14 protein-coding genes are annotated in these 11,697 nt (G+C 57.8%); 1 reads left to right on the top strand and 13 read right to left on the bottom strand.

Annotated features, from left to right (window positions below; all coding sequences use genetic code 11):
- Nucleotides 1-17: 17 nt before the first annotated feature.
- The 13 genes from AD663_RS27880 to mnmG all read right to left on the bottom strand — a co-directional run bounded on the left by AD663_RS27880 (nt 18) and on the right by mnmG (nt 11,511).
- Complete coding sequence (locus AD663_RS27880; RefSeq protein WP_003187185.1) at nt 18-443, bottom strand: F0F1 ATP synthase subunit epsilon; 426 nt, start codon at nt 441-443, stop codon at nt 18-20.
- 45 nt (nt 444-488) lie between these two features.
- Nucleotides 489-1,865, bottom strand: coding sequence for a F0F1 ATP synthase subunit beta (gene atpD / locus AD663_RS27885; RefSeq protein ID WP_003187186.1), 1,377 nt, complete (start codon nt 1,863-1,865; stop codon nt 489-491).
- Between the two features lie 27 nt (nt 1,866-1,892).
- Nucleotides 1,893-2,753, bottom strand: coding sequence for a F0F1 ATP synthase subunit gamma (atpG, locus tag AD663_RS27890; protein WP_003187188.1), 861 nt, complete (start codon nt 2,751-2,753; stop codon nt 1,893-1,895).
- A gap of 50 nt (nt 2,754-2,803) precedes the next feature.
- Nucleotides 2,804-4,348: a F0F1 ATP synthase subunit alpha gene (gene atpA / locus AD663_RS27895; RefSeq protein WP_003187190.1), complete on the bottom strand. Its 1,545-nt coding sequence runs from the start codon at nt 4,346-4,348 to the stop codon at nt 2,804-2,806.
- Nucleotides 4,349-4,369: 21 nt separating this feature from the next.
- Nucleotides 4,370-4,906, bottom strand: coding sequence for a F0F1 ATP synthase subunit delta (locus tag AD663_RS27900; RefSeq protein WP_003187192.1), 537 nt, complete (start codon nt 4,904-4,906; stop codon nt 4,370-4,372).
- A gap of 12 nt (nt 4,907-4,918) precedes the next feature.
- The gene (locus AD663_RS27905) at nt 4,919-5,389 is read right to left on the bottom strand and encodes a F0F1 ATP synthase subunit B (protein ID WP_003187193.1); all 471 of its coding nucleotides are present in this window, start codon (nt 5,387-5,389) and stop codon (nt 4,919-4,921) included.
- A 58-nt stretch (nt 5,390-5,447) separates the two neighbouring features.
- A complete protein-coding gene (gene atpE / locus AD663_RS27910) occupies nt 5,448-5,705 on the bottom strand; it encodes a F0F1 ATP synthase subunit C (RefSeq protein ID WP_003097235.1) in 258 nt (85 codons plus the stop codon).
- Nucleotides 5,706-5,837: 132 nt separating this feature from the next.
- Nucleotides 5,838-6,707 carry a F0F1 ATP synthase subunit A gene (atpB, locus tag AD663_RS27915; protein WP_003187195.1) on the bottom strand — a complete coding sequence of 290 codons (870 nt, stop codon included), beginning with the start codon at nt 6,705-6,707 and terminating at the stop codon, nt 5,838-5,840.
- A 16-nt stretch (nt 6,708-6,723) separates the two neighbouring features.
- On the bottom strand, nt 6,724-7,131 hold the full coding sequence (locus AD663_RS27920) for a F0F1 ATP synthase subunit I (protein ID WP_033046359.1): 408 nt from the start codon (nt 7,129-7,131) through the stop codon (nt 6,724-6,726).
- A gap of 148 nt (nt 7,132-7,279) precedes the next feature.
- The gene (locus AD663_RS27925; protein ID WP_003187197.1) at nt 7,280-8,152 is read right to left on the bottom strand and encodes a ParB/RepB/Spo0J family partition protein; all 873 of its coding nucleotides are present in this window, start codon (nt 8,150-8,152) and stop codon (nt 7,280-7,282) included.
- Between the two features lie 9 nt (nt 8,153-8,161).
- Nucleotides 8,162-8,959 carry a ParA family protein gene (locus AD663_RS27930; protein WP_003187199.1) on the bottom strand — a complete coding sequence of 266 codons (798 nt, stop codon included), beginning with the start codon at nt 8,957-8,959 and terminating at the stop codon, nt 8,162-8,164.
- Nucleotides 8,960-8,977: 18 nt separating this feature from the next.
- On the bottom strand, nt 8,978-9,613 hold the full coding sequence (rsmG, locus tag AD663_RS27935) for a 16S rRNA (guanine(527)-N(7))-methyltransferase RsmG (protein WP_172680648.1): 636 nt from the start codon (nt 9,611-9,613) through the stop codon (nt 8,978-8,980).
- Between the two features lie 5 nt (nt 9,614-9,618).
- The gene (gene mnmG, locus AD663_RS27940) at nt 9,619-11,511 is read right to left on the bottom strand and encodes a tRNA uridine-5-carboxymethylaminomethyl(34) synthesis enzyme MnmG (RefSeq protein ID WP_003187201.1); all 1,893 of its coding nucleotides are present in this window, start codon (nt 11,509-11,511) and stop codon (nt 9,619-9,621) included.
- Here mnmG and AD663_RS29200 point away from each other — a divergent pair.
- A partial coding sequence (locus tag AD663_RS29200) for a hypothetical protein (RefSeq protein WP_218187231.1) occupies nt 11,464-11,697 on the top strand: 234 nt, incomplete at its 3' end. The two genes, mnmG and AD663_RS29200, sit on opposite strands and share 48 nt — an antisense overlap.

Consider the following 11,697-nt stretch of genomic DNA (forward strand, 5'->3'; position numbering starts at 1 on the left):
CACAGAAAGCAGACGGCTTAGCCGCCGAACTTCTTGCGGATCTGCTGGACGGTACGCAGCTGGGCTGCGGCCTCGGCCAGACGTGCGGCAGCAGAACCGTAGTCGAAGTCCGCGCCTTTTTCGTGCAGAGCCTTCTCGGCGGCCTTGACGGCCTCCAGAGCGGAGGCTTCGTCCAGGTCGGCAGCACGTTGCACGGTGTCGGCAAGAACCTTGACCATGTTCGGCTGAACCTCGAGGAAACCACCGGAGATGTAGAACACCTCCCTTTCCCCGCCCTGCTTGGTCAGAGTAATCGGACCTGGCTTCAAGCTGGTGATCAGCGGTGCGTGACCCAGGGCGATACCAAGATCACCCAGCTCACCGTGCGCAACCACAAACTCGACCAGACCGGAGAAAATTTCCCCTTCCGCACTGACGATATCGCAATGGACTGTCATAGCCATCTGATTGCCTCAACCTAAATTAGCGCCCGTTGCCGGGCGCCGGGATTACAGTTTCTTGGCTTTCTCGATCGCTTCTTCGATGCCGCCGACCATGTAGAACGCTTGTTCTGGCAGGTGGTCGTAGTCACCGTTGAGGATGCCTTTGAAGCCAGCAATGGTGTCTTTCAGGGAAACGTATTTACCCGAGGCACCGGTGAAGACTTCAGCCACGAAGAACGGCTGCGACAAGAAACGCTGGATCTTACGAGCACGGTTTACCAACTGCTTGTCGGCTTCCGACAGCTCGTCCATACCCAGGATCGCGATGATGTCCTTCAGTTCCTTGTAACGCTGCAGCACGTACTGAACGCCGCGAGCGGTGTCGTAGTGCTCCTGGCCGATCACGTTCGGGTCCAGCTGGCGCGAAGTCGAATCCAGTGGGTCTACCGCTGGGTAGATACCCAGGGAAGCGATGTCACGGGACAGAACGACGGTGGCGTCCAAGTGGGCGAAGGTGGTCGCTGGCGACGGGTCGGTCAAGTCGTCCGCTGGTACGTATACCGCTTGGATCGAGGTGATCGAGCCTTGCTTGGTCGAAGTGATGCGCTCTTGCAGCACGCCCATCTCTTCAGCCAGGGTCGGCTGGTAACCTACTGCCGAAGGCATACGGCCCAGCAGTGCGGATACTTCGGTACCGGCCAGGGTGTAACGGTAGATGTTGTCGACGAACAGCAGTACGTCGTTACCTTCGTCACGGAATTTCTCGGCCATGGTCAGGCCGGTCAGTGCTACGCGCAGACGGTTTCCCGGCGGCTCGTTCATCTGGCCGTATACCAGTGCCACTTTGTCCAGAACGTTGGAATCCTTCATCTCGTGGTAGAAGTCGTTACCCTCACGAGTACGCTCACCCACACCGGCGAACACGGAATAACCGCTGTGCTCGATGGCGATGTTACGGATCAGCTCCATCATGTTTACGGTCTTGCCTACACCGGCACCACCGAACAGACCGACTTTACCGCCCTTGGCGAACGGGCAAACCAGGTCGATAACCTTGATGCCTGTTTCCAGCAGTTCGTTGCCACCCGCCTGCTCAGCGAAGGTTGGCGCAGGACGGTGAATGCCCCAGCGCTCTTCGGTGTCGATCGGGCCAGCTTCGTCGATCGGGTTGCCCAGTACGTCCATGATCCGGCCCAGGGTCGCTTTACCGACCGGTACGGAGATGGCTGCGCCAGTGTTGTTGACGTCCAGACCGCGCTTCAAGCCTTCGGTGGAGCCCATCGCAATGGTACGAACCACGCCGTCGCCCAGCTGCTGCTGAACTTCCAGGGTGGTTTCGGCGCCTTGAACTTTCAAGGCGTCGTAGATGCTCGGTACGCTGTCGCGTGGGAATTCCACGTCGATAACGGCGCCGATGATTTGAACGATACGTCCGCTACTCATAGCTGGATCCTCTGAATATTTGAACCGTTAAACCGCGGCAGCGCCGCCGACGATTTCCGAGATCTCTTGGGTGATCGCAGCCTGACGCGCCTTGTTGTAGATCAGCTGCAAATCGCTGATCAAATCACCGGCGTTGTCGGTAGCGTTCTTCATCGCGATCATCCGCGCCGCTTGTTCAGCTGCGTTGTTCTCGACCACCGCCTGGTAGACCTGCGACTCCACGTAGCGGACCATCAAGCCGTCAAGCAGCTCCTTGGCATCCGGTTCGTAGAGATAGTCCCAGTGGTGCTTGAGTTCCTGTTCCGGGGTTGCCACCAGTGGAATCAACTGCTCCACGGTTGGCTGTTGCGTCATGGTGTTGATGAACTTGTTGGATACCACGGACAGGCGGTCGATCCGGCCTTCCAGGTAAGCATCCAGCATCACCTTGACGCTGCCGATCAGGTCATTGATCGACGGTTCTTCACCCAGGTGGCTGATAGCGGCGACGACGTTACCGCCGAAGTTGCGGAAGAAAGCCGCACCCTTGCTACCAACTACACACAGATCGATCTCGACGCCTTGTTCGCGGTTTACCGCCATGTCCTTGACCAGAGCCTTGAACAGGTTGGTGTTCAAGCCACCGCACAAACCACGGTCACTGCTCACCACGACGTAACCGACGCGCTTGATGGCGCGGTCGATCATGAACGGATGGCGATATTCCGGGTTGGCGTTGGCCAGATGACCAATCACCTGGCGGATGCGCTCCGCGTAAGGACGGCTAGCAGCCATGCGCATTTGTGCCTTGCGCATTTTGCTGACCGCCACTTTTTCCATGGCGCTGGTAATCTTTTGCGTGCTTTTGATGCTCGCAATCTTACTGCGAATCTCTTTTGCGCCTGCCATGTAACACCTATCAGGTTAGCAAGCGGGAGCCTTGCGGCTCCCGCTGCGGCTTACCAGGTTTGGGTGGCCTTGAACTTCTCGATACCAGCCTTGAGGCCAGCGTCGATTTCGTCATTGAAGTCACCCTTCACGTTGATCTTCGCCATCAAATCGGCGTGATCGCGGTTGAAGAAAGCAATCAGCGCTTGTTCGAAGCTGCCGATCTTGGCGATTTCAATGTCAGTCAGGAACCCACGCTCAGCGGCATACAGCGACAGCGCCATGTCAGCGATCGACATCGGTGCGTATTGCTTCTGCTTCATCAGCTCGGTAACGCGCTGACCATGCTCAAGTTGCTTACGGGTCGCTTCGTCCAGGTCAGAAGCGAACTGGGCGAATGCTGCCAGTTCACGGTACTGGGCCAGGGCGGTACGGATACCACCGGACAGCTTCTTGATGATCTTGGTCTGAGCGGCACCACCCACACGGGATACCGAAACACCGGCGTTCACAGCAGGACGGATGCCCGAGTTGAACATGGCCGATTCCAGGAAGATCTGACCGTCGGTGATGGAAATCACGTTGGTCGGAACGAACGCGGAAACGTCGCCAGCCTGGGTTTCGATGATCGGCAGAGCGGTCAGGGAACCGGTCTTGCCAGTCACTGCGCCGTTGGTGAACTTCTCTACGTATTCTTCCGAAACGCGCGATGCGCGCTCCAGCAGACGGGAGTGGAGATAGAACACGTCGCCTGGGTAGGCTTCACGGCCTGGTGGACGGCGCAGCAGCAGGGAAATCTGGCGGTAAGCCACTGCTTGCTTGGACAGATCGTCATAAACGATCAGCGCGTCTTCACCGCGGTCGCGGAAGTATTCGCCCATGGTGCAACCGGAGTACGGTGCCAGGAACTGCAGCGCGGCCGATTCGGAGGCACTGGCAGCAACGATGATGGTGTTAGCCAGTGCACCGTTTTCTTCCAGCTTGCGAACAACGTTGGCAATGGTCGATTGCTTCTGACCGATTGCCACGTAGACGCAGAAAATGCCGCTGTTTTTCTGGTTGATGATCGCGTCGATCGCCAGAGCGGTCTTACCGATCTGACGGTCACCGATGATCAGCTCGCGCTGGCCACGGCCGACAGGAATCATGGCATCGACAGCCTTGTAGCCAGTCTGTACAGGCTGGTCTACCGACTTACGCCAGATCACGCCTGGAGCAACTTTCTCGACCGCGTCGGTCTCGGTGTTGTTCAGCGGACCTTTGCCGTCAACAGGGTTACCCAATGCGTCGACTACGCGACCCAGCAGTTCCTTACCCACTGGAACCTCGAGGATGCGGCCGGTGCACTTGGCGCTCATGCCTTCAGCCAGACTCGTGTACGCGCCCAATACAACGGCACCTACAGAGTCTTGCTCCAGGTTGAGGGCCATACCGTAGACGCCGCCCGGAAACTCGATCATCTCGCCGTACATGACGTCGGCCAGACCGTGAATCCGCACGATGCCGTCAGATACGCTGACGACAGTGCCTTCGTTACGGGCTTGGGAGGTCACATCGAGCTTATCGATGCGGCCCTTGATAATTTCACTTATTTCGGAAGGATTGAGTTGCTGCATTGCTCTGCTGCCCCTTCAAACTCAAGATTTCAATGCTTCGGCAAGTTTCGCGATTTTGCCGCGAATCGAGCCATCGATAACCAGGTCGCCGGCGCGGATTACAACGCCCCCTATCAGGGACTTGTCTTCCTCGACTTGCAGGCGCACTTCCCGGTTGAGTCGTGCACTGAGAACCTTGGCGAGTTTGTCTTGCTGTTCTTGGTTCAATGCAAAAGCACTGGTTACTTCCACGTCTACCGATTTCTCTTGCTCGGCCTTGTACAGGTCGAAAAGAGCGGCGATCTCCGGCAAAAGCGGGAGACGGTCGTTTTCGGCAACGACGTGAATGAAATTCTGTGCCTTGGCATCGAACTTGTCGCCGCACACGTCAATGAACGTGGCGGCCTTTTCTGCGCTCGTCAGTCGCGGGGCCTTGAGCACGCGCTGCATGGTGTCGTCTTGCGACACCGCTGCTGCCAGGCCGAGCATGGCTGACCAATTGGCCAGTTGCTGGTGGGCCTGAGCGTGCTCGAAGGCCGCCTTAGCGTAAGGTCGGGCCAACGTGGTCAGTTCTGCCATGATCGCCCTCGCTTAGATTTCAGCAGCCAGTTGGTTTACCAGCTCTGCGTGCGCGTTTTGATCGATTGTGGCACCCAGGATCTTCGAAGCACCGCCAACGGCCAGAGCACCCACTTGGGCACGCAGCGCGTCTTTGACACTGTTGAGTTCCTGTTCGATCTCGGCTTGAGCCTGAGCCTTCACACGGTCAGCTTCGACGCGAGCCTGTTCACGGGCTTCGTCGACAATCTGGGTACCGCGTTTCTTGGCTTGCTCGATGATTTCAGCTGCTTGAGCCTTCGCTTCGCGCAGTTGCTGACCCACTTTCTCATGGGCCAACTCCAGGTCGCGAGCTGCACGGCTGGCAGCGTCCAGACCATCAGCGATCTTCTTTTGACGTTCGTGCAATGCCGCAATGACCGGAGGCCATACGAACTTCATGCAGAACAGTACAAAAATCAGGAACGCAACGGACTGGCCAATCAGGGTCGCATTAATGTTCACGCCAACACCTCGCAGTTACGTTGTCCATCACACCAATCTACTCGAGACATCCGAGTAATTAGCCAGCGATTTGACCAACGAACGGGTTCGCAAAGGTGAAGAACAGCGCGATACCAACACCGATCATGGTCACGGCGTCGAGCAGACCGGCCACGATGAACATTTTGACTTGCAGCATTGGAACCATCTCTGGCTGACGCGCTGCGCCTTCCAGGAACTTGCCGCCCAACAAGCCGAAACCAATTGCGGTACCCAGTGCGCCCAGGCCGATCAACAGTGCAACAGCGATAGCGGTTAGACCAACTACAGTTTCCATCTTTCCTCCCGACTTTTACGTCGTATGGTTTAGGTTTTTTAGATTAAAGCGGTAAAACAAATCGTTTCATCAGCCCTGGTCGGGCTCCTTCCCGTTTGACCGGGAAGGACATCAGACTAGTCGAGACTGGCCTTAATGGTTTTCTTCGTGCGCCATCGACAGGTAGACGATGGTCAGCATCATGAAGATGAACGCCTGCAGGGTGATGATCAGGATGTGGAACACAGCCCACGCCCATTGCAGGACCACGCCCAGGCCACTGAGCCACAGCAGGCCGCTGCCGAACATCACGGCGATCAGGATGAACACCAGCTCGCCGGCATACATGTTGCCGAACAGACGCAGTGCCAGAGAGATTGGCTTGGCAATCAGGGTCACGAATTCCAGCAGGAAGTTCACTGGGATCAGCAGGGCCTGAACGAGGATGTTCTTGCTGCCGAACGGGTGCAGGGTCAGTTCGCCGATGAAGCCGCCGATGCCCTTGACCTTGATGCTATAGAAAATGATCAGTGCGAAAACCGAGAACGCCATGCCCAGGGTCGCGTTCGGGTCGGTGGTCGACACGGCGCGGAACGGGATGTGGTGGTCACCGGAGATGAGGATGGCCAGCTGAGGAATCCAGTCGACCGGTACCAGGTCGACGGCGTTCATCAGGAACACCCACACGAAGATGGTCAGTGCCAGCGGCGCGATGACCGGGCTGCGGCCATGGAAGCTGTCTTTCACGCTGCCATCGACGAATTCGACCAGTACTTCAACGAAGTTCTGCAGTGCACCGGGCTGACCGGAAGTCGCTTTCTTGGCCGCCATGCGGAAAAGAAGCACGAAGATCAGACCCAGTGCGACCGACCAGCCGAGGGTATCGACGTGGAAAGCCCAGAAACCCATTTCCTTGGCTTCTGCAGCGGAGTGGGCAAAGCCCCAGCCGCCGTTGGGTAGCTGACCGAAAGTCAGGTTCTGCAAGTGGTGCTGGATATAGCCCGAAGCGGTTGTCTCTGCCATGGTTGCCTCAAACGCCCTAAGGTCTCGAAAGTCTTGTTCTCATTAGCAGGGGGGAAAACCAGCTGACCAGTTGGGTCAGCACGAAGACGCCGAATACAGCCAGCGGCGCCAATGGCTTCACACCTGCGAACGTCAGTGCAAACAGCACTGCCGTCAAAATCAATTTCCCCGCTTCCCCGGCATAAAACGACCGGACGATAGCCTGGGCTGCTCGGGCGCCGGAAAACCGAAAGGCCCTGTGAGCGAAATAAATATTGGGGAGCAAGGCTATCAGGCCTCCGCAAAGACCTGAGTATCCGGCGACGACTCCTTTCCATTGCCAGAGCGCCAATGTGGCGATCAGTACAACGGCGAATTGGGCCATCAAAACCGGGAAAACTGCCAGGCGATGAAACGGCAAGCGGTTTGGCGTGCGGGTTTCCATCGCTTTTACTCTCCAGTGGTCGGCTGCCATGATTCAATAACTTGGCATAATTTGTGCCGACAAAATGCGCGCAGAGTATAGGGGCGGTTCTGCCCCTATTCAACCTTCGGGTAGTGATTTCCGACTGCGCGCTACAAGAGCAATTGTTTCAGCGAATGTGTGCAAGGACACCCTGCAACTCATCGAGGGAGTTATAGCCAATCACCAGTTGCCCTTTGCCCTTCTTGCCGTGGCGAATCTGCACCGCAGAGCCCAGGCGCTCGGCCAGGCGCTGTTCCAGGCGAGCGATATCAGGATCGGTTTTGGGGGCTTCCACTGGGGCCGGTTTGCCGCTCAGCCACTGACGAACCAGTGCCTCGGTTTGGCGCACGGTGAGGCCCCGTGCGACAACATGTCGCGCCCCTTCAACCTGTTGATTTTCCGGCAAACCAAGCAATGCCCGGGCATGACCCATTTCCAGATCGCCATGGGACAGCATGGTCTTGATGACTTCCGGCAACGCAATCAGGCGCAATAGGTTGGCCACGGTCACGCGGGACTTGCCCACCGCCTCGGCAACTTGTTGCTGGGTCAGCTGGAATTCCTGTTGCAGACGTTGCAGCGCCACTGCCTCTTCGATCGGGTTGAGGTCTTCGCGCTGGATGTTCTCGATCAGCGCCATGGCGATGGCGGTTTCGTCCGGGACGTCGCGGACCATCGCCGGAATGGTTTCCTGGCCGGCCTGCTGGCTGGCGCGCCAGCGACGTTCACCGGCAATGATTTCGAAGCGCCCGTTGGCGATCGGTCGCACCACGATCGGCTGCATCACGCCCTGGCTCTTGATCGACTGTGCCAGTTCTTCCAGCGCCTGCGGGTCCATGTCCCGGCGTGGCTGGTATTTGCCGCGCTGGATCAGGTCCAGCGGCAGGTGTTGCAGCTCACGCTGATCGGCCTGTACCGCCTGTTCTTCAAGCGAGCTGACAGTCGGACCGCTGAGCAATGCATCCAGTCCACGTCCGAGACCTCGTTTCTTGACGGCCATGGGGTTTCCTTAAGTTGGCTGGGCTGCAGCTGTGCGTGGGTTACGGCGCTGACGACGAACCATCTCGCCCGCCAGGGCCAGGTAGGCCAGTGCACCACGGGATTGTTTGTCGTAGGCCAAGGCCGGCATGCCGTAGCTTGGCGCTTCGGCCAGGCGGATGTTACGCGGAATGACCGTGTCGTAGAGCTGCTCGCCAAAATGTTCCTTGAGCTGGGCCGACACGTCATTCATCAGGCTCAGGCGCGGGTCGTACATGGTCCGCAACAGGCCTTCGACTTTCAGCTCGGGGTTCAGCAGCTCGGCGATGCGCTTGATGTTATCCACAAGGTCGCTCAAGCCTTCCAATGCGAAGTATTCGCATTGCATGGGGATAATTACCCCATCGGCGGCCACCAGGGCGTTGAGCGTCAGCATCGACAGCGACGGAGGGCAGTCGATCAGGATGTAGTCGTAGTTTTCCCGGATCGGCGCCAAGGCACTGCGCAGGCGGCTTTCCTTCATCTGCATTTCCAGCAGGACCACTTCGGCCGCCGTCAGATCACGGTTGGCCGGCAGCAGTTGATAACCGCCGTGTTCGGAGAAATGCATGGCCTGACCCAGATCGCATTCACCGATCAGTACGTCGTAGATGGAGTTTTCCAGGCCATGTTTATCCACACCGCTACCCATGGTGGCGTTGCCCTGTGGATCGAGATCGATCAACAGCACCCGACGCTTGGTCGCGACCAGGGATGCTGCGAGGTTGATACAGGTGGTGGTCTTGCCCACGCCACCCTTCTGGTTCGCTATCGCGAATACCTTAGCCATTCTTGCTTGTGTTCCCAATCATGCCGTGCGGCGCAGTATCAGCAGATGGCGTTGGCCTTGGCAACCGGGTACGGCCAAGGCGTGTTCGCTATCGAGGTGGAAGTCTGCCGGCAATGCTACCAGCTCATCGGCCGGATGAACGCCCTTCATTGCCAGCCAGCGCGTGTCGGTGTCGCCCAAGTGGCGTGTCCAGTTGCTAAAATTCTCCATGCTGCTGAATGCCCTGGAGATAATCCCGTTGAACGGCTGCGCAGGCTGGAACGCTTCGACACGGCTGTGGATAACTTGCAGGTTATCCAGTTTGAGTTCGAGTTTGACCTGGGTCAGGAACCGGGTTTTCTTGCCGTTGCTGTCCAGGCAGGTCACTTGCGACTCAGGAAACAGGATTGCCAGTGGGATTCCCGGCATGCCCCCGCCACTGCCCACATCCAGCCAGCGACCGTTTTCGATGAAAGACATGACGCTCAAACTGTCGAGCAGATGCCGGGAAACCATTTCATCTGGATCGCGCACGGCGGTCAGGTTGTATGCCTTGTTCCATTTGATCAACAAGGCCAGATAGCCCAGCAATTGCCCATGCTGGGCTTCACTCAGGCTGACGCCGAGTTGGCGGGCGCCTGTGGATAACTCTTCGGCGTGTTGCGAGGTGACCATCGAACTCAAGCGCTTTGCTCCAACTGACGGCCCGCGCCGCGTTTTTTCAAATGGATCATTAACAGCGAAATGGCCGCCGGGGTTACGCCAGGGATACGCGAAGCCTGGCCCAAGGTTTCTGGGCGCGTCGCTCCGAGCTTGCTCTGGATTTCTTTCGACAATCCGGAAATGCCGGTGTAATCGATATCCACAGGCAGCTTGGTGTCTTCGCTGGCGCGCAGACGGGCGATTTCATCCTGCTGGCGATCAATGTAGCCGGCGTATTTGGTCTTGATCTCGACCTGCTCGGCCACTTGCGGATCTTCCGCGCCCTGGCCGGTGACTTCCACTAGCCCGACGTAATCGATTTCCGGACGGCTCAACAGGTTGAGCAGGTTGTATTCGTGAGTCAGCGGCGTGCCGAATTTGGCTGCAATGGCATCGCCCTGCTCGGTACCGGGACGAACCCAGGTGCTTTTCAGGCGTTGTTCTTCCAGCTCGATGCTCTCGCGTTTCTTGCAGAATGCTGCCCAGCGCACGTCATCGACCAACCCCAGCTCACGACCTTTTTCGGTCAGGCGCAGGTCGGCGTTGTCTTCGCGCAGGATCAGGCGATATTCGGCGCGGGACGTGAACATCCGATACGGTTCCTGGGTACCCAGGGTAATCAGATCATCCACAAGCACACCGATGTATGCCTCATCGCGACGCGGGCACCAGCTGTCTTTGCCCTGGGCGCGAAGTGCGGCATTGGCGCCGGCCAACAGGCCCTGGGCACCGGCTTCTTCGTAACCTGTGGTGCCGTTGATTTGCCCAGCAAAGAACAAGCCGCCGATGACTTTGGTTTCCAGACTGTATTTCAGGTCACGCGGGTCGAAATAATCGTACTCGATGGCGTAGCCCGGTCGAACGATGTGGGCGTTTTCCATGCCGCGAATCGACTGCACGATTTGCAGTTGCACGTCGAACGGCAAGGAGGTGGAAATCCCGTTCGGGTACAGCTCATGTGTCGTCAGGCCTTCGGGCTCGATGAAGACCTGGTGGCTTTCCTTGTCGGCAAACCGATGAATCTTGTCTTCGATCGAAGGGCAATAACGCGGGCCGATACCCTCGATGACGCCGGAATACATCGGCGAACGATCCAGGTTAGCGGCAATGATTTCGTGGGTACGGGCGTTTGTATGGGTAATCCAGCAGCTCACCTGTCTCGGGTGCTGCTCCTTGGAGCCCATGAACGACATCACCGGAATCGGCGTATCGCCTGGCTGCTCGGACATCACCGAGAAATCCACGGAGCGACCATCGATACGCGGCGGGGTACCGGTTTTCAGGCGACCGACACGCAGCGGCAATTCACGCAGGCGCTGGGCCAGGGCAATCGATGGCGGATCGCCGGCGCGGCCGCCGGAATAGTTCTGCATGCCAATGTGGATAAGTCCACCGAGGAAGGTGCCGGTGGTCAGCACCACGGAATCGGCGAAAAACCGCAGGCCCATTTGTGTGACGACACCGCGGACCTGCTCCTGCTCGACAATCAGGTCATCGGCTGCCTGTTGAAATATCCACAGGTTCGGCTGGTTTTCCAGGATCTCGCGAACCGCGGCCTTGTACAGGACGCGGTCGGCCTGGGCGCGGGTGGCGCGCACGGCTGGGCCTTTGCGGCTGTTCAATACGCGGAATTGGATGCCGCCCTTATCGGTGGCCATGGCCATTGCGCCACCGAGGGCATCGATTTCCTTGACCAGATGGCTTTTACCGATGCCACCAATGGCGGGGTTGCAACTCATGGCGCCGAGGGTTTCCACGTTATGCGTCAGCAACAGGGTCTTTGCTCCCATGCGTGCTGATGCAAGTGCTGCCTCGGTACCGGCATGACCGCCGCCGATGACGATCACTTCAAAACGGGAAGGGAAATCCACCACGCACCTCGTGCCTGCTTAATTCAGGTAATTCGGGAATTAGGTTTTGGGTTCGGCCCTGGGTGTCTTTCGAGCCAGGTCGGCAAGTATAGGGACTTCGCCCCTCCTAAAGAACCCTTTGGACAAAATTTAACCAGCTGTGGAGAACTCGCGGTTAAAAAAATAAAAAAGAAAGAAATTTATAAA

This window comes from Pseudomonas sp. Q12-87, assembly GCF_001269755.1.
GTDB lineage: Bacteria > Pseudomonadota > Gammaproteobacteria > Pseudomonadales > Pseudomonadaceae > Aquipseudomonas > Aquipseudomonas fluorescens_S.

Excerpts from the sequence above, each read along its gene's own strand:
- AD663_RS27880 (WP_003187185.1), bottom strand. The coding sequence starts at position 443 with ATGGCTATGACAGTCCATTGCGATATCGTCAGTGCGGAAGGGGAAATT.
- atpD (WP_003187186.1), bottom strand. The coding sequence starts at position 1,865 with ATGAGTAGCGGACGTATCGTTCAAATCATCGGCGCCGTTATCGACGTG.
- atpG (WP_003187188.1), bottom strand. The coding sequence starts at position 2,753 with ATGGCAGGCGCAAAAGAGATTCGCAGTAAGATTGCGAGCATCAAAAGC.
- atpA (WP_003187190.1), bottom strand. The coding sequence starts at position 4,348 with ATGCAGCAACTCAATCCTTCCGAAATAAGTGAAATTATCAAGGGCCGC.
- AD663_RS27900 (WP_003187192.1), bottom strand. The coding sequence starts at position 4,906 with ATGGCAGAACTGACCACGTTGGCCCGACCTTACGCTAAGGCGGCCTTC.
- atpE (WP_003097235.1), bottom strand. The coding sequence starts at position 5,705 with ATGGAAACTGTAGTTGGTCTAACCGCTATCGCTGTTGCACTGTTGATC.
- atpB (WP_003187195.1), bottom strand. The coding sequence starts at position 6,707 with ATGGCAGAGACAACCGCTTCGGGCTATATCCAGCACCACTTGCAGAAC.
- AD663_RS27920 (WP_033046359.1), bottom strand. The coding sequence starts at position 7,131 with ATGGAAACCCGCACGCCAAACCGCTTGCCGTTTCATCGCCTGGCAGTT.
- AD663_RS27925 (WP_003187197.1), bottom strand. The coding sequence starts at position 8,152 with ATGGCCGTCAAGAAACGAGGTCTCGGACGTGGACTGGATGCATTGCTC.
- AD663_RS27930 (WP_003187199.1), bottom strand. The coding sequence starts at position 8,959 with ATGGCTAAGGTATTCGCGATAGCGAACCAGAAGGGTGGCGTGGGCAAG.
- rsmG (WP_172680648.1), bottom strand. The coding sequence starts at position 9,613 with ATGGTCACCTCGCAACACGCCGAAGAGTTATCCACAGGCGCCCGCCAA.